19 protein-coding genes are annotated in these 22,142 nt (G+C 70.9%); 12 read left to right on the top strand and 7 right to left on the bottom strand.

Features of this window, described 5'->3' with window-relative positions:
- Positions 1-46 precede the first annotated feature (46 nt).
- From OG587_RS18690 to hutI, 3 genes are all read right to left on the bottom strand, one after another.
- Entirely contained in the window at positions 47-922 is an 876-nt protein-coding gene (locus tag OG587_RS18690) for a ComEA family DNA-binding protein (protein WP_329091984.1), read from the bottom strand.
- Positions 923-1,264: 342 nt separating this feature from the next.
- Positions 1,265-2,140, bottom strand: coding sequence for a DegV family protein (locus tag OG587_RS18685; protein WP_329091981.1), 876 nt, complete (start codon positions 2,138-2,140; stop codon positions 1,265-1,267).
- Positions 2,141-2,433: 293 nt separating this feature from the next.
- The gene (gene hutI, locus OG587_RS18680; RefSeq protein ID WP_329091979.1) at positions 2,434-3,642 is read right to left on the bottom strand and encodes an imidazolonepropionase; all 1,209 of its coding nucleotides are present in this window, start codon (positions 3,640-3,642) and stop codon (positions 2,434-2,436) included.
- Between the two features lie 816 nt (positions 3,643-4,458).
- On the opposite strand from hutI, the gene OG587_RS18675 reads away from it, so the two are divergent.
- Genes OG587_RS18675 through OG587_RS18650 form a run of 6 tightly spaced genes read left to right on the top strand, consistent with a single transcriptional unit; the run spans position 4,459 to position 10,362 of the window.
- Positions 4,459-5,331, top strand: coding sequence for an STAS domain-containing protein (locus OG587_RS18675; RefSeq protein WP_443075587.1), 873 nt, complete (start codon positions 4,459-4,461; stop codon positions 5,329-5,331).
- Entirely contained in the window at positions 5,331-5,711 is a 381-nt protein-coding gene (locus tag OG587_RS18670; RefSeq protein WP_329091975.1) for an STAS domain-containing protein, read from the top strand. The genes OG587_RS18675 and OG587_RS18670 overlap by 1 nt, the downstream gene beginning before the upstream one ends.
- A complete protein-coding gene (locus tag OG587_RS18665; RefSeq protein ID WP_329091974.1) occupies positions 5,708-6,109 on the top strand; it encodes an anti-sigma regulatory factor in 402 nt (133 codons plus the stop codon). The genes OG587_RS18670 and OG587_RS18665 overlap by 4 nt, the downstream gene beginning before the upstream one ends.
- Positions 6,097-7,107, top strand: coding sequence for a SpoIIE family protein phosphatase (locus OG587_RS18660; RefSeq protein WP_329091972.1), 1,011 nt, complete (start codon positions 6,097-6,099; stop codon positions 7,105-7,107). Before OG587_RS18665 ends, OG587_RS18660 begins: the two co-directional genes overlap by 13 nt.
- A complete protein-coding gene (locus tag OG587_RS18655) occupies positions 7,104-8,786 on the top strand; it encodes an ATP-binding response regulator (RefSeq protein ID WP_329091970.1) in 1,683 nt (560 codons plus the stop codon). Before OG587_RS18660 ends, OG587_RS18655 begins: the two co-directional genes overlap by 4 nt.
- On the top strand, positions 8,779-10,362 hold the full coding sequence (locus OG587_RS18650) for a fused response regulator/phosphatase (RefSeq protein ID WP_329091968.1): 1,584 nt from the start codon (positions 8,779-8,781) through the stop codon (positions 10,360-10,362). Before OG587_RS18655 ends, OG587_RS18650 begins: the two co-directional genes overlap by 8 nt.
- A gap of 80 nt (positions 10,363-10,442) precedes the next feature.
- Here OG587_RS18650 and hflX read toward each other — a convergent pair whose 3' ends face one another.
- Together hflX and OG587_RS18640 are read right to left on the bottom strand one after the other, a co-directional pair.
- Positions 10,443-11,813: a GTPase HflX gene (hflX, locus tag OG587_RS18645; RefSeq protein WP_329093898.1), complete on the bottom strand. Its 1,371-nt coding sequence runs from the start codon at positions 11,811-11,813 to the stop codon at positions 10,443-10,445.
- Between the two features lie 253 nt (positions 11,814-12,066).
- On the bottom strand, positions 12,067-12,756 hold the full coding sequence (locus OG587_RS18640; RefSeq protein WP_329091966.1) for a DUF4097 family beta strand repeat-containing protein: 690 nt from the start codon (positions 12,754-12,756) through the stop codon (positions 12,067-12,069).
- Positions 12,757-13,010: 254 nt separating this feature from the next.
- On the opposite strand from OG587_RS18640, the gene aceB reads away from it, so the two are divergent.
- The 6 genes from aceB to OG587_RS18610 all read left to right on the top strand — a co-directional run bounded on the left by aceB (position 13,011) and on the right by OG587_RS18610 (position 20,414).
- The gene (aceB, locus tag OG587_RS18635; RefSeq protein WP_329091965.1) at positions 13,011-14,597 is read left to right on the top strand and encodes a malate synthase A; all 1,587 of its coding nucleotides are present in this window, start codon (positions 13,011-13,013) and stop codon (positions 14,595-14,597) included.
- A gap of 109 nt (positions 14,598-14,706) precedes the next feature.
- Complete coding sequence (locus OG587_RS18630) at positions 14,707-15,342, top strand: DUF1016 N-terminal domain-containing protein (protein ID WP_329091963.1); 636 nt, start codon at positions 14,707-14,709, stop codon at positions 15,340-15,342.
- Positions 15,343-15,424: 82 nt separating this feature from the next.
- A complete protein-coding gene (locus OG587_RS18625; RefSeq protein ID WP_329091961.1) occupies positions 15,425-16,882 on the top strand; it encodes an FAD-binding oxidoreductase in 1,458 nt (485 codons plus the stop codon).
- 23 nt (positions 16,883-16,905) lie between these two features.
- Entirely contained in the window at positions 16,906-18,189 is a 1,284-nt protein-coding gene (locus OG587_RS18620; protein ID WP_329091959.1) for an FAD-binding oxidoreductase, read from the top strand.
- Between the two features lies 1 nt (position 18,190).
- Complete coding sequence (locus OG587_RS18615; protein ID WP_329091957.1) at positions 18,191-19,438, top strand: (Fe-S)-binding protein; 1,248 nt, start codon at positions 18,191-18,193, stop codon at positions 19,436-19,438.
- A 205-nt stretch (positions 19,439-19,643) separates the two neighbouring features.
- Complete coding sequence (locus OG587_RS18610; RefSeq protein ID WP_329091955.1) at positions 19,644-20,414, top strand: IclR family transcriptional regulator; 771 nt, start codon at positions 19,644-19,646, stop codon at positions 20,412-20,414.
- A 75-nt stretch (positions 20,415-20,489) separates the two neighbouring features.
- On the opposite strand, the gene OG587_RS18605 is transcribed toward OG587_RS18610, so the two are convergent.
- Together OG587_RS18605 and OG587_RS18600 are read right to left on the bottom strand one after the other, a co-directional pair.
- The gene (locus tag OG587_RS18605) at positions 20,490-21,422 is read right to left on the bottom strand and encodes a hypothetical protein (RefSeq protein WP_329091953.1); all 933 of its coding nucleotides are present in this window, start codon (positions 21,420-21,422) and stop codon (positions 20,490-20,492) included.
- Positions 21,423-21,587: 165 nt separating this feature from the next.
- Positions 21,588-22,112 (bottom strand): hypothetical protein, encoded by a 525-nt coding sequence (locus OG587_RS18600; RefSeq protein WP_329091952.1) that lies wholly within the window; start codon positions 22,110-22,112, stop codon positions 21,588-21,590.
- Between the last annotated feature and the right edge of the window lie 30 nt (positions 22,113-22,142).

Below are 22,142 nucleotides of genomic sequence, written 5' to 3'. Positions count from 1 at the left end.
GCCGTCCCTGGCGAACCGCGTCATGACCGCCCTCGCGACCGGCGTGTCAGACACGGACCCTGTCGCGCATCTCGGCGTACTTACGGTCGCCTATCCCGCTCACGTCGCGGAGCTCCTCGACGGTGCGGAAACCTCCGTGGGCGTCGCGGTATTCGGCGATGCGCCGGGCGAGCACCTCGCCAACACCCGGTAGCTGCTCAAGCTGCTCGGGGGTGGCCGTGTTGAGGTCGACGACGGCGGTGGCGGGATCCGCGGGATTCACCGGGGTGGACCCCGCGACGACGGCCGCGCCGGAGGCGCCGACGACGATCTGCTCGCCGTCGACGAGCTTGCGTGCGAGGTTGAGGGATCCTGGGGCGGCCGCCCCGCGAATGCCCCCGGCCTCCTGGACCGCGTCGGCCACCCGGGAACCGCCGGGCAGCGTGATCACCCCGGGGCGCCGGACCTTACCCGTCACGTGAACGGTCAGTTCGGTGGCCGGCACGGGCCGCTGCCGTGGAGCGGTGACGGGCGCCGACAGCGGTGATCCGGAGATCGGCGTCGGTGGGGCGAGGGGCTCAGGCTCAGGCTGGGACCGCCAGGCGTACACACCGCCCGCGACGGCGGCCACCAGGGCGACGAGCAGCAGGAGGCGCAGCCCGGGACGGCCGGGCCCGAGCGCGGGCCCCTGGGTGGCCACGACCTTGCGAAGCGCCTCGAAGGACGGTGGAATCGGCGCCGAACGCATGCGCGAGGCGGGGCCGTCGTGGACGATGACGTCCTCCGGCCGGTCCTGGCCGCCGGGCCGCGCGTGCCTGCCCGGGTGCGATGTGACGGCCCGACGACGCGGCAGGGACGCGGGGTCGGGTGACTCGCGCCCCGTCAGGGTCCGCAGCCGCGACTCGGCTTGGAACCGCTCGATGTTCTGGCCTGTGGTCCGCACCCGCAGCACGCTACGACGACGACGGCGAGCGAATTTTCACCGAATCCCCTTCTGTGGATAATCCGCAGATCGCGTGGCGGAGGATATGGATACAGGCCGCCCGGTCGACGCGCGGGGTACCGAAAACCCGGAAACACGCGGGCCCGGAACCCTGGGAATCCAAAGACCTGCGGACCCGAGGACAGGACAAGGCCAAAGACGTCCAGCCCCGGAGAGATGCGGGCACAGAGCCCCGGGAACCCAGCGGCCTGCGGGCCCAGCGACGTACGGGCCGGAGACCTGCGGATACAGAGGCCTGCGGGCGTCCAGCGCTTCCCCGAAGAGGTCACGGCTCCGAAGACGTCACGGCTCCGAAGACGTCAGAGACTCACGAGAGGAGACGGTGATGCCGAGCATGCCGGGGCCGACGTGGGCGCCGATGATCGAACCGACCTCGACGACGATGACCTCGGTGAGAGAGGGGATGCGCCCCCGCAGGCGTGCGGCCAGGGTTTCCGCACGGGACCGTGCACCGAGGTGCTGGACGGCGATCTCCACCGGGCCCGCGCCCGCGCCCGCGGCCTCGACCGCGAGGTCTTCGAGGCGGGCGATGGCGCGGCTCGCTGTACGGACCTTCTCCAGGGGAACGATCGTGCCGCCGGAGATGTGCAGGATCGGTTTGATCATCAGTGCCGAGCCGAGGAGGGTCTCCGCGGCGCCGATCCGGCCTCCCCTGCGGAGATACTCCAGGGTGTCGACGTAGAAGAAGCTGCGGACCGACTCCGCGCGGCGGCGGGCGGCGTCCGCCACCTCGGTCCGGGTCGCGCCCCCCGCGGCGGCGCTCGCGGCGGCGAGGACGGGGAACCCCAGGCCCATGGCGATGGACCCGCTGTCGACGACGGTGACCGGAACGGGCGAGCCCTCGGCTCCCGCGCGGGCGGCCTCGACCGTACCGGACATCTCCGCCGACAGATGGACGGAGACGATGCCGGTCGCGCCCCGGTCCGCCGCCTCGCGGTAGGCGTCCGTGAAACGTCGCGGGGCCGGCCTGGAGGTCGTCACCCGGCCTCGTTCCCTCAGCGCGTCACCCATGCTCGCGCCGTCGATCCACGCCGTGTCGTCGAACGACCTGCCTCCCACGACCACCTGGAGCGGCACCACGACGATCCCCAGGCGGGAGACCTCCTCCGGCGGGAGGTAGGCGGTGGAGTCCGTGACGACGGCGACCGGTGGAGGCATGTCCAGAGGCTATGTGGAGGAGATCACGTGAAGGAGACGGGATCGACCTCCCCTCCTCGTGAGCAACAAGACAACAAGACAACGAGGCAACGAGGCAACGAGGCAACGGGGCCACGGGGCCACGGGGCCACGGGGCAACAAGGAGCCGCGCAGACAGCCCACGGGCAAAAGACAGCGGGAAGGGATCGGGCTCCCGAGAGGCGGGTCCTCCGGAAGGAGGATCGTCGGGGGGAGAGAGGAGCCGACGGGCGGAGGTTCCGAGAGCCGGCCCGCCGGAAAGGGAGAGGAGAGACCTACTGGACGGGGGTGCCGCCGCGCCAGACCCGGCGGGGCTTGAGACCGAAGGACCAGGCGAAGGCGCCCTCGTGGTCGGCGTCCCACTGGACGATGTCGGCCAGGCGGCCGGGGGCGAGAACGCCGCGGTCGGGGGCGCCGAGAACCGTGGCACCGCCGAGGGTGGCGGCTCGGAGGGCATCGCCGACGCTCATCCCGAAGGCCGCGACGGCGAGGCTGATGACCAGGGACATCGAGGTGATGCCGCAGTGGCCCGGGTTGTGGTCGCTGCCGAGGGCCACGGTGACCCCCTGGGCGAGCATCCGGCGGACCGGGGGCAGGCTGCCACGCTGGAGGGCGGTCCCGGGACAGACCACGGCGGGGACGCCGTAGCGGGCCAGGATCGCGATGTCCTCGTCGGTGGTGTGGTGGAGCAGGTCGGCGGAGGCGCAACCGAGCTCGGCGGCGAGCTGGACGGCGCCGCGCCGGGTGTAGGCGCCGGCGTGCACACGCGGCAGCAGGCCGACGTTGCGTCCGGAGGCCAGGACCCAGCGGGCCTCCTCCGCGGTGAAGTGGCCCTCGTCGCAGTAGACGTCGACACCGTCGGCTCCCGCCGCGGCGGCGTCGGCGCACCAGGCGCCCACGGCCTCGACGTAGTCGCGCTGGCGGCCGAAGTATTCGGGCGGGACGACGTGCGCGGCCATGAAGGTCACGTGCACCCGCGGCATCATCGGCTCTTTCTCCAGCTCACGCAGGAGTCGCACGTCCGCCAGCTCGCCGTCGCGGGTGAGGTGGTAGCCGGTCTTGGCCTCGATGGTGGTGGTGCCGCTGAGCAGCCAGTCGCGGAGTCGCTCGCGGACGCCGTTGCAGAGCGTCCAGGGGTCGGTGCCGCGGGTGACCGTCACGGTGGAGCCGATGCCGCCGCCCGCCGCGGTGATCGCGGAGGGGGTGGAACCGCTGGAGCGCATCGCCATCTCGGCATAGCGGTTTCCCGCGTAGACCGGGTGGGTGTGCGCGTCGATCAGGCCGGGGGTGACCAGCGCGCCGCCCAGGTTCTCGACGTGGTCGACGTCGACGATGTCGTCGACGACACCGGGCACGCTCTGCGGAAGGTCCGCGGCGCGGCCGACCCAGGCGATCCGGTCGTTGTGGACGAGGATCGCCGCGTTGCTGAACACGTCGTTTCCGGTCCAGAGCCGGCCGATGTTGGTCAGGAGGCGGACCGTCATCGCATCACCGCCTTGTGTTCAGGGGAAGACACTTGGAGGAGGGCCGCACCCGGACGGGGCGGGCCGACCCGGACGTCGCCGGGCACCGTGCCCTTCAAGCCCGCTGTGAGTCCGGACGGCATCGGGGGTCTCCTGCTCTCATCCGCGTATCTGTTGTGCGGCGACAGTATCGCCGGGATCATGATCGGGCGATTTCAGTTCAGTTACGTTATTTCACAAGTCAGCCCGCTGTACAGGCTAATTGGGAAGAACGCCGCCCCTCCGCGACCGCACCTCACCCGCCGGCTCGGCGATCACGCGTGGCGTTGAACAACTTTCCACAGCTCAGACTACTTCTTCATCGCGCGTAACAGTAGTCACCAGAGCAACTTGCGTCATAACATCTCGCTAGATTTGCCTTATGGTAGCAATCCAAACCTTGGGCGACCACTGTCACTTTTGAGGCTTTTGTACGTTTTCTTGTTCTTACAGTGCAGCCCTCATCGATCCTTCAGCGCAAGCTCCGCTGTTGAAACATGGTTCACCACCACTCTAGGCTGGCGCCCGGCAGGCTCGGGCCACGATCCTCGGCAACCGTCCCTCGCCCCCGCGGCCGCCCGCGATCTCCCACAGTCCCCTCGCGGGGCACACATCCCCCGCGAACGCCCGGAAAACCCGCGACGCGACACGGCGGCACCAGCCGTCCGACCTGGTCGTTCCACCTTCCCGAGCTCTGGCCACAAGCGGCCCACAGAACCCCCAAAAAAGGTTGTAAGCAGGACGCTCCATGTAGCCTTTCGTCCGAGTTGTCTCCAGGTCGTACGCATGGGAGTTGCCTTGTCCGTCCACGCGGACGCCGGTCGGCGTCGCATCGAAGAACTTTTCCAGGAGCACGAGGCACGCGTCTTCAAACGCTGGCTTGAGATCGCCCGTTCGCCCACGGGCAACACCGGCAACCAGCTGGACCGTGGAGGACTCGCCGACCAGTTGCGCGAGCTCTACCAGGCGCTGCGCCAGTCGTTCAACGACTCCGGCGACCTCAGCGACCTGCGCGGCCTGCTCGCCGAACTCTCCCGGGACCGGGCCCGCCAGGGGTTCACCCCGACCGAGACCGCGATCGTGGTGTTCGGCCTGAAGGAGGCGCTCTACGAGCTCGTCGAGGAGGACGGCTCCGCCGAGGCCCTGCGAGGTTTCATCTGGTTCTCCCGGGTAATCGACGACCTCGGGCTTTTCACCATGGAGAGCTACGCGACGGCCAGGGAGAAGATCATCATCGATCAGGCGGAGCAGCTGCTGGAGCTGTCCACCCCGGTGGTCAAGCTCTGGGACGGCATCGTCGCGGTGCCGCTGGTCGGCACGCTCGACTCGGCCAGGACCCAGGTCGTCATGGAGAAGCTGCTCCAGACGCTCGTCGACACCGGCTCCGAGCACGCGGTCATCGACATCACGGGGGTGCCCGCCGTCGACACCGAGGTCGCCCAGCACCTTCTCAAGACCGTGGTGGCGGCCCGGCTGATGGGCGCCGAGTGCGTGATCTCCGGCATCCGCCCGCAGATCGCCCACACCATCGTCACCCTCGGCATCGAGTTCGGCGACATCGTGACCAAGGCCACCCTCGCCGACGCGCTGGCCCACACGCTGCGGGCGAGCGGAGTCAGATTCGTCAAGGGCGGGGAGTCACGCATCGCCGTACGGACGGTGGAGGGGTGATGGATCGCGTCCCCATTCTCAAGCTCGGCGACATCCTGATCGTCTCCATCCAGATCGACCTGCAGGACATGAGCGTGCTCGCGCTCCAGGAGGACCTGTCGGAGAAGGTCGTCGAGACCGGTGCGCGAGGGGTGATCATCGACATCACCGCCGTGGAGATCGTCGACTCCTTCATCGGCCGGATGCTCGCCACCATCGCGGCGATCTCCCGCATGCTCGACGCCGAGACGATCGTCGTCGGCATGCGACCGGCGGTGGCGATCACCCTCGTCGAGCTCGGCCTCTCCCTCGGCGGCGTTCGCACGGCGCTCAACCTCGAGAAGGGCGTCGCGCTGCTGAACCAGATCGAAAACTCCCACCGCTCCGAGGCCTCCTGGTGACGACCGCCAAGGAGCTGCCCATCAACGTCAACGGCGACGTCGTGCTGGTCCGCCAGCACGTCAGGACCGTCGCCGTGAACGTGGGCCTGTCCCTGGTCGACCAGACGAAGGTGGTGACCGCGGCCAGTGAGCTGGCCCGCAACGCCCTGGTATACGCGGGAGGCGGACAGGTAAGGGTCGAGGTCGTCCACAAGGGCGTGCGGCGGGGCCTGCGGATGGTCTTCAGTGACAACGGGCCCGGCATCCCGGACATCGAGCAGGCGCTGACCGACGGGTGGACCACCGGCGGAGGCCTGGGGCTCGGCCTCAGCGGCTCCCGCCGCCTGGTCGACGAGTTCGACCTGGAATCGACTCCCGGTGAGGGAACGTTGATCACGGTGACGAAATGGGCGCGCTGATCCACTCCCAGCGCGACACCTGGGTACGGGCGGAGGACGCCAGCGCGATCGGTGCCCTCCGCCGTGCCGCCGTGACGCTCGCCGAGATCCGGGGATTCAACGAGGAGGACACCGGGCGGGTCGCCGTCGCGGTGAGCGAGGCCGCGTCGAACCTGGTCAAGCACGCGACCGAGGGGGTCATGCTGATCCGCCCGCATCCGGAGCTGGACTCGGCGGTGGAGGTCCTCGCGATCGACCGAGGGCCGGGGATGCAGGACGTCTCCCGCGCCCTGCGCGACGGCTACTCCACGGCCGGCACGCTCGGCATCGGGCTGGGCGGCATCGCCCGGATGGCCAGCGGGTACGAGGTTCACTCCATACCCGGCCGGGGCACGGTGCTCGGCATGTACTTCGCCGCGCAGGGCGCTCCGCGGCCCCCGTCCCGGGTGAGCGGCCTGACCCGCCCGATCGGCGAGGAGACCGTCTGCGGTGACGCGTTCGTGGTCACGGAGGAGGGTGCCACGACGACCGTGATGCTCTGCGACGGCCTCGGCCACGGCCCCGCGGCCGCCCAGGCCTCCCAGGAGGCGGTGCGGCTCTTCCTGCGGCACGCCGACCTCGCCCCCGTCACCGTCCTGGAGCGCATCCACACCGGTCTCGGTCACACCAGGGGCGGCGCGGTCGCCGTGGCCCGCGTCGACGGCGCCGCGGGCACCGTGAGCTTCGCCGGCCTCGGTAACGTCTCCGCGTGGATCGCCCACAACGACGGCCGCCAAGGGATGATCTCGGTCCCGGGCATCGCCGGGCACAAGGCCCGGACCCTGCGCCAGTACGAGTACGCCGTGCCGCCGCACAGCGTCGTCCTGCTCCACTCCGACGGCCTGACCGAACGCTGGGACATCACCTCCTACCCCGGCCTCGTCACGCGCCTCCCCTCCGTCGTCGCCGGCACGCTGCTGCGCGAGGCCGGGACCCGCAGGGACGACGCCTGCGTGGTCGCCGTCAGGCCGGGCACATGACCGGGGACGAGCTGATCCGGATCCAGGTCCGGGACGACCAGGACGTCTTCGCCATGCGCAAGCTGGGCCGCGAGGTGGCGGAGAGCGTCGGGCTGGAGGCCCAGGACCAGATCCGGGTGGCCACCGCGCTGAGCGAGATCGGCAGGGAGCTCGTCGAGGCGGGGACCGACGCCTCCGTCGCCTTCCGGCTGGAGCGGGACGCCCTGCTCGTCGCGGTCGACTTCTCGGCGAAGACCGACTTCCGCCCTTCGGACGGCGTGACGCTGGCGGGGCGTCTCGTTGACCTCATCGAGCTCGATCCCGCCGAGGGAAGAATAAGCATGGTCAAACGGCTCCCGCAGGGCCGCAAGCCGAGACTCTCGGCGGAGGAGATCCGCGCCAGGCTGGCCGCGGCGGCGCCCACCACGGCTCTGGACGAGCTACGCAGGCAGAACCGCGAGCTCGCCGAGACCCTGGAGGAGGTCCTGCAGCTCAACACCGAGCTGCAGGAGACCAACCAGGGGGTGCTCGCGCTCTACAACCAGCTGTCGGAGGAGCTGGAGGAGACCAACCGCGGCGTCGTGGCGCTCTACGCCGAGTTGGACGAGAAGTCCGCGCAGCTCCGGGCGGCGAGCGACGCGAAGAACAGGTTCTGGGCCACCGTCAGCCACGAGCTGCGCACCCCTCTCAACTCGATCATCGGCCTGGTCCGCCTCCTGGTGGGACCGGGCGGGGAGCCCCTGGCCGCCGAGCAGTCCCATCAGATCAACCTCATCGGCTCCTCGGCGGAGACGCTCCTGTCGCTGGTGAGCGAGCTGCTCGACATGGCGAAGGCCGAGGCGGGCAGACTCGACCCCCAGCCCTCCATGGTCGACCTGGTGGCCCTGGCCGAACGGCTGCGCATGACGCTGCACCCCACCAGTGGCAACGACGGGGTGACGCTCACGGTGGAGGTCTCGCAGGTGCCGCCGGAGATGCTGGTGGACGAGGTGATGCTCACCCGGATCCTGCGCAACCTGCTCTCCAACGGGCTGAAGTTCACCGAGCACGGCGAGGTCAGGCTGGAGGCGAGCCTCGACGCGACCACCCACGATCTGGTCTTCACCGTGACCGACACGGGAATAGGCGTGCCCGAGGAGCACCTTGAACGCGTCTTCGAGGAGTTCTTCCAGGTGCCGGGGCCGATCCAGGTGCGGAGCAAGGGGACGGGGCTCGGCCTGCCGTACGCCCGCCGGCTGGCGGAGGCGCTGGGCGGCGCGCTGCACCTGACCAGCGTCGCGGGGTCCGGCACCACGGCCACCCTGAGGCTGCCCTACCGGCACGACGGGGCTCCGGTGACCGGCCGGTTGCTCGTCGTGGACGACGACGAGGAGTTCCGCGCCACCGTACGGCGGATGCTCACCGGGTTCGCCGCGCACATCGACGAGGCCTCCGACGGCCTGAGAGCGCTGGAGATGATGAGGGAGAACCCGCCCGACATCGCCCTGGTGGACCTGTTGATGCCCCGCCTCGACGGCACCGCGCTGATGCTGCGGATGTCCGACGACGAGCGGCTGCGCCAGGTGCCGGTGATCGTCGTGACCGTCGCCACGGCGCGCCAGGCCCCCGACGGCGCGCACATGGTGATCTCCAAGCAGGGGCTCCGCCGCGACACTCTTCTGGAGGCGATCGGAAGCGCCCTGGGACACGTCGATGAGTAGGAACGAGGCGACGGTACTGGTCGTGGACGACACCCCGACCAAGCTGTACATCCTGTCGAGCTGGCTGCGGCGCTCGGGACACCAGGTCGTGCAGGCCACCGGCGGCATGGAGGCGCTCGCGAAGGTCAGGGAGCTCCGGCCGGACCTCGTCGTCCTGGACGTACGGCTGCCCGACATCAGCGGCTACGAGGTCTGCGAGCAGATCAAGGCGGACCCGGTGACGTCATCCATCCCGGTCATCCAGATCTCCGGGGCCGCGATCACCCCGGCCGACCGGGCCCAGGGGCTCGAACGCGGGGCGGACGCCTACCTGGCCGAACCGGTCGAGCCGGACGAGTTCGCCGCGACGGTCGAGGCCACGCTGCGCTACTACCGCGCCCGGCAACGGGCCGAGCTGATGGCCGGCCGGCTGGCCGCCCTCACCGAGGTCACGCTCTCGATGAACTCCGCCGAGACGTTCGACGAGCTCCTCACCACGGCCGTCGAGGGAGCCTCGCGGATCCTGGGACGGCGGGCGGGCACACTCGCCCTGCCCCCTGACGGCCGGACCCGCAGGTTCTCCGCCACCCCTCCGGAGAACACCGCCGTCGCCAAGGTCGCGGCGCCGGAAACACTGCCCAGGCTGAGCGCGATGTCCCTGGGCGCCTCCGCCGGAACCCAGGTCTTCACCGTCCCGGCCGCCGAGTGGACGAGGCTGGCGCCCGACACGACACTCGACGGCGACGTCTCGGCCGTGATCTGCCGCACCAAGCTGGGCAGGCCCCCCGTCTACCTCGGGGTGGTGGAGGTGCCGCCGCTCGACGCCGACGAGTCCAACGTGCTGCGCCAGCTCGGTCAGGCCCTCGCCCTCGCCGTGGACGCGCTGCGGGCGTACGCCGAGGAGCACGCGATCGCCCTCACCCTGCAGCGCAGCCTGCTGCCGGCGCGGATCCCCGAGACCCCCGGGCTCACGATCAGCTGGCGGTACCAGCCGGCGGTCGACAACGTCGAGGTCGGCGGCGACTTCTACGAGGTCCTGCGGCTGGGCCACCGGGTGCTCATCGCCATCGGCGACGTCCAGGGACACTCGCTGCTGGCCGCCACCGTCATGGCGGAGCTGCGCCACGCGCTGCGCGCCTCCGTCATCGGCACCTCGGACCTCGGCGCGTCGATGGCGCTGCTCAACGAGGTGCTGCGGCGCTACCACCCCGGCATGACCGCCACCGTGTGCCTGCTCCTGATCGACCCGGCGACCGGGGAGATGGAGGTCTCGAACGCGGGGCACATCCCGCCCCTCCTCATCGCGGACGGCCACGCCCGCTACCACCGCCTGGGCAATCTCCTGCTGGGGGTGGCCGAGGAGACCTACCGGGTCGACCGAGTGAACGTCCCCGAGGGAGGTTCGGTGCTGATGTTCACCGACGGCCTCATCGAGGACCGCGACAAGCTGCTCGACGAGAGCCTGGAGATCGTGCGGCACCTGGCGGAGCGGGTGGAGGAGGACCTGGAGGTCTTCTGCGACCGGCTGATCGAGCGGTTCGGCGCCAGGGAGGACGACGTGGCGCTGGTGATGTTCCGGCGCGAGAGGCGTCACTGACCGCCTCCTTCGCGCCCGGAAGGGACGGGCCTTCCCTGTCTTTCCGGCCGCACATGTGCGGCCGGAAAGACAGGGGCGGGTCAGACCGCGGTCTCGACCGGTTTGGCGGTCTTCTCCAGCTCGGCGAACAGGCCGGGCAGGACCCTGGCGTGCAGGACCGTGCCGTCCCCGGTGTGCTCGACGCCGAGGACCTCGCCTTCCTTGTGCGCCCGGGAGATCAGGTCGCCGCGCTCGTACGGCACGAGAAGCCTGACCTCCTGGTCGAAGCGGGGCAGCTCCCGCTCGATCACGGCCCTCAGCTCGTCGAGCCCGGCGCCGGTGCGGGCCGAGACCACGACGGTGTGCTTCTCCTTCGCGGTCAGCTGGGCCAGCACCACCGGGTCGGCGGCGTCGGCCTTGTTGATGACCACGATCTCGGGGATGTCTCCGGCGCCCTCGATGTCGCCGAGCACCTCGCGCACCGCGGCGAGCTGCGACTCGGGGTCGGGGTGCGAGCCGTCGACCACGTGCAGGATCAGGTCGGCGTCGCCGACCTCCTCCAGCGTGGAGCGGAACGCCTCGACGAGCTGGTGCGGCAGGTGCCGGACGAATCCGACGGTGTCGGCCAGCGTGAACAGGCGGCCGTCGGGCGTGTGCGCCCTGCGGACCGTCGGGTCGAGCGTGGCGAACAGAGAGTCCTCGACCAGCACTCCCGCGCCGGTCAGCCGGTTCAGCAGCGAGGACTTGCCCGCGTTGGTGTATCCGGCGATGGCCACGGCGGGAACCTCGCGCTGCAGGCGCCGCGAGCGCTTGGTCACGCGGGCGGTGGTCATCTCGCCGATCTGGCGGCGCAGCTTGGCCATCCGCTCGCGGATCCGGCGGCGGTCCAGCTCGATCTTGGTCTCACCGGGACCGCGACCGCCCATGCCGACGCCGCCCGCGGCGCGACCGCCGACCTGGCGTGACAGGTTGCCACCCCAGCCTCGCAGGCGCGGCAGCAGGTAGTTGAGCTGCGCGAGCTCGACCTGCGCCTTGCCCTCGCGGCTCTTGGCGTGCTGGGCGAAGATGTCGAGGATCAGCATGGTCCGGTCGATGACCTTGACCTTGACGATCTCCTCGAGCTGGCGGAGCTGGCCGGGGCTCAGCTCTCCGTCGCACACCACGGTGTCGGCACCGGTGGCGGAGACGATGTCGGCGAGCTCCTGCGCCTTGCCCGAACCGATGTAGGTCGCGGTGTCGGGCTTCTGCCGGCGCTGGATCAGCCCCTCCAGAACCTCCGAACCCGCGGTCTCGGCGAGGAGCTTCAGCTCCAGGAGGGAGTTTTCGGCGTCGGTCGCCGTACCGGAGGTCCAGACGCCGACCAGGACGACCCGCTCAAGTCGCAGCTGGCGGTATTCGACCTCGGTGACGTCTTCCAGCTCCGTGGAGAGGCCCGCCACCCGGCGGAGCGCCTGGCGCTCGGCCAGATCCATCTCTCCGTTGTCGAGCAGGTCGTCGAATCGGTCGAGGTCCAGCGGCTCACGAGTGTCTATGTCGTCGCTCCATTCAGATGGTTGGTGCGCATGCGTTCTTCTCATATGAGTGAACGCCCGAACACCCCGGGTCTCTTCCCCCCGATGGTGCCACGGGAACCCCTACGCCATCACCTGGTTATCACCACTTCGTCCCCGCCGGGACGCGAACGCCCCCGATCGGGGCGCCGGGGAACGGCTCGGGGGCGCGGCCTCAGGAAAGCAGGACCTCGGCGTCGCCGGAGCCGGTCCTCAGCGTGACCTTGCGGGGCGAGGAGGGGTCCTTGGTCACCTCCACGATCTTGTCCCCGGAGCCGGTCTCGGCGGTGACGTCGTAGCCGCCCTTGGGAAGATACGCGGCGACGTCGCCGTTCCCGGTCTCGAGCCGCACCCCCTCGGGCGCGGCGGAGAATCTCGCCTCGATGTCGCCGGAGCCGGTGTCGGCGGTGAACCGCTTGGAGTTCAGGCCGCCGGCCTCGATGTCGCCCGAGCCGCTCGCGGCGGTCACCTCCCCGGTCAGCCCGCGCAGCGTGATGGTGCCCGAGCCGGTGTCGAGCTTGGCGGTGAGGCCCGGCGGGATCTCGACCTTGTAGTCGACCGAGCAGCTCATCCCCTCGCAGTTCTCGCGCAGGGTGAGCGTGCCGCCGTCCACCGGGTGCTCGGTGACGGGCTTCTGCCCGCGCCAGTGGAGGGTCTCGGTCACGCGGACGGCCTGGCGGCCCGACTCGACGATCACGATGTCACCCGAGCCGGTGGCGGCGTCCAGGACCGCCAGCTCGCCGGTGACGTCGTAGGAGACGACCTCCTGCTGCCGGTCGCGGAAGTCGAGGGCGAGGTCGCCGCACCCCGAGAGGACGAACACCGATCCCAGGACCGCCCCTGCGACGACCATGTTCTTCTTCATGTGCCCAATCCTCGATTTCCCGGGAAGTCTTCACTTCCCAACATGCGGCCGGCCCGTTCCCTCCCTCTGCCGAGGGCGCTGATCTCACTCTGTCCGAGCGGGCCTCCCAGATCATCGGGGAATCCCCGGAGCGACCCCTGAGGGGGACCCTGCCTTTGACCGGTAACCGACCCTCAAGTAGCGTCGATTCCACAATTCAGAATTACTTTTCCACCATATGGAAAACATGGAAAGTCGCGAGGAAAAGAGGACTCATGGACGGCGTTGAGATCGGCGGTCCCATCCAGGACCGCTTCGACGAGATCCTCACGCCGGAGGCACTGGCCTTCGTGGCCACCCTCCAGCGCGAGTTCGACGGCCGGCGTCTGGAGCTGTTGGAGGCCCGCCGGGCCCGCCAGGCGGAGCTGTCGGCGGGCGGCACCCTCGACTTCCTGCCGGAGACCCGGCACGTGCGCGAGTCCGATTGGCACGTCGCCCCGCCCGCGCCCGGCCTGGTGGACCGCCGCGTGGAGATCACCGGCCCCGTCGACCGGAAGATGACGATCAACGCACTGAACTCGGGCGCCAAGGTCTGGCTGGCGGACTTCGAGGACGCCAACGCTCCCACCTGGGAGAACACCATCAGCGGCCAGCTCAACCTGCGCGACGCGCTCGACCGGACCCTCGACTTCTCCGCCGGGGAGAAGAGCTACGCCCTCAAGCCGGACACCGAGCTCGCCACCATCGTGGTCCGGCCCCGCGGCTGGCACCTGGACGAGAAGCACCTCACCCTCGACGGCCGCCCGTTCTCCGCCTCCCTCGTCGACTTCGGCCTCTACCTCTTCCACTCGGCACAGCGGCAGATGGCCAAGGGCAGGGGCCCGTACTTCTACCTGCCGAAGATCGAGTCGCACCTGGAGGCCCGCCTCTGGAACGACGTCTTCGTCAGGGCCCAGGAACTGCTCGGCATCCCCCACGGGACGATCCGGGCGACGGTGCTCATCGAGACCTACCCGGCCGCGTTCGAGATGGACGAGATCCTCTACGAGCTCCGCGACCACTCCGCGGGCCTCAACGCCGGCCGCTGGGACTACCTCTTCAGTGTGATCAAGAAGTTCCGCACCCGTGGCCGCGAGTTCCTGCTGCCCGAGCGCAACGCCGTGACGATGACCGCCCCGTTCATGCGCGCCTACACCGAGCTGCTGGTCCGCACCTGCCACCGGCGCGGAGCCCATGCCATCGGCGGGATGGCCGCGTTCATCCCCTCCCGCCGCGACCCCGAGGTCAACAAGGTCGCCCTGGAGAAGGTCACCGCCGACAAGACCCGCGAGTCCGGCGACGGTTTCGACGGCTCGTGGGTGGCGCACCCCGACCTCGTGCCGATCTGCCGCGACGTCTTCGACGCCGTCCTCGACGACCGGCCGAACCAGCTTCACCGCCTGCGCGAGGACGTCTCCGTCTCCGCCGCCGACCTGCTCGCGGTCTCCAAGACCCCCGGCGACATCACCGAGGCGGGGCTGCGCAACAACGTGGACGTGGCGCTGCGCTACCTGGCCGCCTGGATGGGCGGGCTGGGCGCGGTGGCGATCCACAACCTGATGGAGGACGCGGCGACCGCCGAGATCTCCCGTTCCCAGATCTGGCAGTGGATCCACAACGGCATCGAGCTCGCCGACACCGGCGCCGTGGTGACCAGGGAGCTGGTCGAGGAGATCATCGACGAGGAGCTCGCCAAGATCGAGGCGGAACCCGGCTACGACGAGGCCCGCTACGGTCAGGCCACCGCCCTGTTCAAGGAGGTCGCCCTGGACGACGACTTCGCGGAGTTCCTTACCCTCCCGGCCTATGCGCGTATGCCGTGACATGACCATTCCGACGGTGCGGAATCCTCATCCCCCGGCGGGGATTCCTCACTCCGGGCGGTCACCCCGGACGGATGCGGACGCCGGGCCCAGTGGATACTTTGCGTGCATGAGCGATGACAGGAACGGCGGAGGAGTCGATCAGAGCGAGTACGCGGCGCTGCTCGACGCCGTCAAGCGCGAGATCATCGGCAGCAGGGGGCGGGTGGCGCTGCTCACCACCGACACCGAGCTGATCCGGCAGTACTGGCGGATCGGCCGCCACATCCTCGACCGGCAGCCGGACGACGACTGGGGCAGGAGGGCGGTGCCCCGGCTCTCGGCCGACCTGCGCGGCGCGTTCCCCGAGGCGATGGGCTACTCGCGGACCAACCTCCTCTACATGAGGGCCTTCGCGGCGGCCTGGCCGGACTCCATCCCGCAGACGGGGCGGCCGATTCCCTGGGGCCACCACATCGTCCTGCTGGATATGCTGGACAACAGGGCGACCAGGGAGTTCTACGCGCGCAAGACCGCGGACGAGGGATGGGCCCGAGGCGTCCTGATCACAATGATCAAGGGCCGGCTCCACCTGCGCATCCGCCACTCCTCGCCCGGTCCCGCCCGTGCGCCGCTTCCCCCCGACCGCCGCGCCCCGCAGCGGCCGGCCGGGGAGCCCCGCTTCGCCGGGCTCGTGGACGAGGGTCCCAGACACGGCAGGAACGCCGGCGCCGCCACGCTGAGCGAGAATTCGAGACGAGGATGACGAGGGTGCCGTCCTCGATCGGCCGATGGAGGCCGGCGGGCGCCGGCGGCGGCAGACCGCCGGGCACGCCTGAGGAGGAACGATGTCGACGAAGCCCCTGGACGAGCCGACCCGCAGGTTCGAGGAACTCCTCGGCCCCGGATCGGTCATCACCGACCCCGTACGGCTGCGCACCTACGAGTGCGACGGGCTGACCCACCACCGGGTCACCCCGGGCGTCGTGGTGCTGCCTTCGAGCGCCGAGCAGGTCGCGGCCGTGGTGCGGATCTGCAACGAGTACGGCCTGCCGTTCGTGGCCAGGGGCGCCGGGACGGGGCTGTCGGGCGGCGCCCTGCCGCGGGCCGACGGGGTGCTGGTCGTGACCTCGAAGATGCGGCGGATCCTCTCCGTCGACCTGCCGAACCGGCGGGCGACCGTGGAGCCGGGGGTCACCAACCTGGCGATCACCGAGGCCGTCCGCGACCTGGGCCGCTACTACGCGCCCGACCCCTCCAGCCAGCAGGTCTGCACGATCGGCGGCAACGTGGCGGAGAACTCCGGCGGCGCGCACTGCCTGAAGTACGGCTTCACCGTCAACCACGTGGTCGGCCTGGAGATCGTCACCCCCGACGGCGACATCGTCGAGCTCTCGGACACCGACCCCGGCTACGACCTGCTGGGCGCGTTCGTCGGCTCGGAGGGCACCCTCGGCATCGCGACCAAGGTCGTCGTACGGCTGAGCAGGCTGCCCGAGGCCGTCACGACGCTGCTCGCGGCGTTCGAGGACATCGAGCGGGGCGGGCAGGCGGTGTCGGCGATCATCGGCGGCGGCATCGTGCCCGCCGCGATCGAGATGATGGACGCCCTCGCCGTCGAGGCGGCCGAGGCGGCCGTGGCGTGCGCCTATCCCGAGGGCGCGGGGGCGGTCCTCATCGTGGAGCTGGACGGGCCCGCCGAGGAGGTCGCGCACCAGTTCGGCGAGGTGACGCGGATCTGCCGGGAGAGCGGCGCGTTCGAGATACGGGTCGCCGACGACCCGGCGGAGCGGGCGTCGATCTGGCGGGGCCGCAAGTCGGCGTTCGCCGCGGTGGGCCGGATCAGCCCCGCCTACATCGTCCAGGACGGCGTCGTCCCCCGGACCGCGCTGCCCGAGGTGCTGGCGAGCATCGACGCCCTCTCCCGCGAGTACGGCATCAGGGTGGCGAACGTCTTCCACGCCGGTGACGGCAACCTGCACCCGCTGGTGCTGTTCGACGACGCGGAGCCGGGCGCGGCCGAGAGGGCGGAGATCGTCTCGGGGAGGATCCTCGACCTGTGCATCGAGCACGGCGGTTCCATCACCGGCGAACACGGTGTCGGCGTGGACAAGTCCCGATATATGACGAAAATGTTCTCTGACGACGATCTCAACACCATGCAGCTGGTGCGCTGCGCCTTCGACCCCCGCGGCCTGTCGAACCCGGGCAAGATCTTCCCGACCCCCCGGCTGTGCGGCGAGGTCCCCGGGGTCCGCAAGGGCGTGCACCCGCTGGTCGAGTCGGGACAGGCGGAGCACTTCTGATGGGAGCACCGCTGGAGGCATCCTTGAAGGCACCTGTGAAGGCACTGAAGGCACTGCGCGAGACGGGGGTGACGATCCGGGAGGCGACCCCCGACGACGCGGTGGGCGGGGTCCCGCCGCGCTGGGTGGCCCTGCCGGAGGACACCGGGGAGGTCGCCGCGCTGATGCGCGTCTCGGCCGCGCACGACCTGGCCGTGGTCCCGGTGGGAGACGGCACCAAGCTCGGCTGGGGCAATCCCCCCGAACGGTGCGACCTGCTGATCGACACCTGCTGCCTGCTCCTCGGGAGCGGATCGGTGGCCGAGCACTCCTCGGGCGACCTCGTGGCACGGGCCGCCGCGGGACTCCCCCTCGACGTTTTCAACTCCATGCTCTCGCAGTTCCGGCAGGAGCTGGCCCTGGACAGTACCCTGCGCGCCGGCACCGTCGGCGGCACACTCGCCACCGCGGTCGCCGGCCCCCGCAGGTTCCGCTACGGCACCGCCCGCGACCTGCTGATCGGCATCACGGTCGTACTGGCCGACGGCACGATCGCCACCTCGGGCGGCAACGTCGTCAAGAACGTCGCGGGCTACGACCTGGGCAAGCTCTTCACCGGCTCGTACGGCACGCTCGGGGTCATCACCGAGGCCACCTTCCGCCTCCACCCGATCCCCGCCGACCGCCGCTGGGTCACCGTGGACCTGCCCGCCGCCGCCGAGCCGGGCTCCCCCACGGCACAGGCCGCGCTGGCCGCACTGGACGCGCTGGTCGCCGAGCTCGCGGCCTCGCAGGCCGAGCCGAGCGCCATCGAGCTGGAGTGGCCGGACCTCACCGGCGGGCCCACCGTGTCCGTGCTCGTCGAGGGGGTGGCGGCCGACGCGCGGGCGGAGGCCGTCCGCAAGTCGGCGGACGAGTACGGGAACGCGCGGATCACCACCGAGGCGCCCGCCTGGTGGGCGACGCCGCCCGGCGAGGAGGTGCTGCTGGAGCTGCGGGTCCCGCCGTCCGCCGCGCACCCGGCGCTGCGCGCCGTCGCCGCGCGCGGGCTGCCCGCGCGCGTGCGCGGGTCGGTGGCCTCCGCGGTCCTGCTGGTCGCCCTGCCGGGAGACGTCGGCGAGGCGGAGTTCTCCGGGTTCGTGACGAGTGTGCGCGACGACCTCCGGCGGCTCGGCGGCGGGCTGACGGTGCTCGCCGCGCCACCCGATCTCGTCCGCGGGATCGACCGCTGGGGCCCGTCGGGCGCCCTGCCGCTGATGCGGCGGGTCAAGGAACGGTTCGACCCCGGCCGGAGGATGTCCCCCGGCCGGTTCGCGGGAGGGATCTGACGTGGACCCTGAGCTGATCAACGACTGCGTGCACTGCGGGTTCTGCCTGCCCTCCTGTCCGACGTACGTCCTGTGGGGCGAGGAGATGGACTCCCCGCGCGGCCGGATCCACCTGATGAAACAGCACGTCGAGGGCACACCGCTGACGCCGGAGATGGCCGGGCACTTCGACGCGTGCCTGGGGTGCATGGCGTGCGTGCCCGCCTGCCCGTCCGGGGTGAGGTACGACCGGCTGATCGAGCAGACCCGGGCCGAGGTGGAGCGGGTGCACGTGAGGGAGCCGGACGACAGGGCCCTGCGGGCGCTGGTCTTCCAGCTGTTCCCCTATCCCCGGCGGCTGCGGGCGATGCGGCTGCCGCTGCGGCTCAGCGCCGGGCTGCGCCGCGCGGTCGCGCCGAGGCTGGAGCGGATCAACCCGTCCCTGGCAGCGATGGCCGACCTCGCTCCCCCGGTCGCCGCCAGGGTGCGGCTGCCGCGAAGGGTCGCGGCGCGGGGGCCGCACAGGGCCACGGTCGGGATGCTCACCGGCTGCGTGCAGGGGGAGTTCTTCCCGCAGGTCAACGAGGCCACGGCCCGGGTGCTCGCGATGGAGGGCTGCGACGTGGTGATCCCGCCCTCGCAGGGCTGCTGCGGAGCGCTGTCGCTGCATTCCGGCCAGGAGAGGCAGGCCCTGCGGTTCGCGAAGCGGACGATCACCACCTTCGAGCGGGCGGGCGTCGACACGATCGTGGTCAACGCCGCCGGGTGCGGGTCGACGATGAAGGACTACGCGGAGATCCTCGAGACCGAGGGCGACGAGTGGGTCGAAAGGGCACGGGCGATCAGGACCGTCGACCTGGCGGAGTATCTCGTCGCGCTCGGCCCGGCGGCCGAGCGGCACCCGCTGCCGCTCACCGTGGCCTACCACGACGCCTGTCACCTGGCCCACGCCCAGGGGATACGGTCGGAGCCCCGTAAGCTCCTGGACGGCGTGCCCGGCCTGGAGGTGAGGGAGATCGCCGAGTCGGCGATCTGCTGCGGCTCGGCGGGGACCTACAACCTGTTCCAGCCGGAGACCGCGAGGGACCTCGGTGACCGCAAGGCGGAGCGGGTGCTCGCCACCGGCGCCGACCTGCTGGTCTCGGCCAACCCCGGCTGCACCATGCAGATCGCCTCGGCGATCCGCCGCCGGGGCGCCGAGCCCATCCCCGTCGCGCACACCGCCCAGGTCCTCGACGCCTCGCTGCGCGGACTCGCGAGGGTGCCGTGAGCGGGGGTCCGATGGTGAGCGCGAGTGCGGTGAGCAGGGGTGCGGTGGTGAGCGCGGGTGCCGTGAGCGGGAGTGCCGTGAGCGGGAGTGCCGTGAGCGGGAGTGCCGTGAGCGGGAGTGCGGTGGTGAGCGCGGGTGCCGTGAGCGGCCCACCCGGCCGGTACGGGACGTGCCGGGATCCGGGATCGTCCGGCGAGGGGGGCGCATGAGCGCGGTGCAGTCGGTCGACCGGGCGCTGGACGTGCTGGAGGCGCTGGCCGAGCGGGGCGGGGAGGCCGGGCTCTCGGAGATCGCGGCCAGGACCGGCCTGCCGTACGGGACGATCCACCGGCTGCTGCGCACCCTGCTCGCCCGGGGCTACGTACGCCAGGAGTCCGACCGCCGCTACGCCCTGGGGGGCGCGCTGGTGCGGCTCGGCGGGGTGGCCGAGCGCATGGTGGGCGTGTGGGCGCAGCCGTACCTGACGAGGATGGTCGAGCTGTCGGGCGAGACGGCCAACCTGGCCGTGCTGGAGGGTGACTTCGTGGTCTACGTCGCCCAGGTGCCCTCCCCGAGGCGGCTGCGGATGTTCGCGGAGGTCGGCAGGCGGGTGCTGCCGCACAGCACGGCCGTGGGGAAGGTCCTGATGGCCGGCAGGGCGGACACCGAGGTGGCGTCACTGGTCGAGCGGACCGGTATGCCCCGCAGGACCGCCAACACGATCACCGACCTGCCCGGGATGCTCGCCGAGCTGGAGCGGGTGCGGGAACACGGGTACGCGATGGACCTGGGCGAGGAGGAGCTGGGCGTGCACTGCCTGGCGGTGGGCGTACGGGACGGGGCGCGGACGGTCGCCGCCCTGTCGGTGTCCGGGCCGGCCGAGCGCATCGCCGCGCTCGACCGGCGGGACCTCGCCGAAGGCATGCGCAGGATCGCGCACGACTTCGGCTCCGAGCTGGGCCCGGTCATGCCCGTCAGGGCGGACCGCACGTCGTGAGCCGGTCGCTCGCCCTGACGGGTATGGCGTGGATCCGTGGCGACGGCCGCCGGACGAGGGTCCCGGCCGCCGGGGTCAGCGGCCCGGAGGGGTGATGTTGAGGTTGCTGCCCTGCGGCACCGGGACCACGCTGACCTGCCCCTTCTGGATGGCCTGCCAGAGCACGGCGCCCTGCGGGCCGAGGACCCTGACCAGGTCCTTGATCGATTCGATCTCGGTGCGGACCTTGGCGTTGCGCTGGGTCTGCGCGACGTTCTCCGCCTTGGCCGCCTGCTCCGAGGCCAGGGCGGCGACCAGGGCCTCCGGCGGCTCGGGCTTCTGGATGGTCAGGGCGATGTCACCGCACTGCCCGCTGCCCCCGTAGTTCTGGTTGCAGAAGTAGTCGCCCCCGGCCGTCGCCTTGATGAACTCCCTGGCGAGCTGGCCGACCCGCGCCTCCCATGCCTGCTTCACCTTCGGGTCGTTGAACAGCCCCCGCCACTCGAACTCCTGCGAGGCGGCGTCCATCGCGCGGTCCAGCGGCACCCGCATGTAGATGTTGAGCATCCGCCGCCAGCCGTCGGACGACTCGCCCTCCTCGTAGTAGGCGCGGAACTTCAGCCCGATCTTCTCGTGGAACTGCTGGAGCGTCCTGCAGTCGGTGTTCAGCGTGAACGTCGCCACCCCGGACACCGTCATCTCTACGTTGTCCTTGGAGACCACGGACAGCGGCTTGGTCTCGGCGTCGTCCGCCCCGGAGAAGTCGAAGGTCCGCTGACCGAACGGGTAGGAGTATCCGTTGTCGCCGGGGCCGAGAAGTGTGGCGCCGCTGGAGGGGTTGATGCACTTCTCGAACTTGATGGCCTCGAGGACGCCGCCCGCGTAGTGCAGGACCACCTCGTCGGGCTGGGTGCTCACCCGCGAGCACGCGCTGAGGGCGAACCCGGAGACCACCAGCAGGGCGACCGCGAGGAGGAACCCCTTCAGCAGCAGCCGCCTGCCGCCACCGGCCTTCTGAGCGCTCATCATCTCTCCCTTTCGCACCCGTTTCGTGAAGGCGGATCCTAGTGGCGTCCGATCACGGGCAGCGGGGCCCGCGGCGACCGACACCCAACGGAGACATGTCCATTCGAGGCCTCCCGGTCCCGCCCGCGCACCATGGGCCTGAGGTCCCGGCCCCGTCCGTCCCTCGGGTCAGGTGTGAACGCTGTGGACGGGTGATCCGTCGGCCGCGCAGTGGACCTCGACCTTGACCTCGTCCTCCTCGGACTCGAACTCGACGCGGGCCCGGCCGGCGGGTCCGCGCTCGACGTCGTCGGCCTGGAATCCCTGGGCCGGACTCCACGACCGGAGGGTGACCAGGCCGTTCTCGCACCGGGCGATGACCCTGCCGCCCGCCGTGGTGATCACCCGGCTCTTGCCGGGATCCGCGACGGGTGTGGCGGTGGTGGTGACGGTGACGGTCGGCACGGGAGTGGGCTCACCGGGATCCGGGGCGCCCTCCGAGGGGGGAGGGGACGCGGGAGGGACGGTGGGCGGGGCACCGGGAAGGGACGAGGCGAGGGCGAGCGCCTCGTCGACCTCGGCGGCGGAGAGCGGCCGCAGCCCGGTGTCCGTCAGCGGCTCGCTGAGACGGTCGATCACCGCCACACCCGCTCCGATCGCGAGGAGCCCGGTGATCAGCCATCCGGCCACGACCAGGGGAAGACGCTTGCGCATGCCCCTCACTGTGCCACCCGGAACGATAAG

The sequence above is a fragment of the Streptosporangium sp. NBC_01469 genome, from assembly GCF_036227305.1.
Lineage (GTDB): Bacteria > Actinomycetota > Actinomycetes > Streptosporangiales > Streptosporangiaceae > Streptosporangium.
The sequence above is the reverse complement of the archived record's forward strand: the minus strand, read 5'-3'. Positions and strand labels throughout refer to the sequence as shown.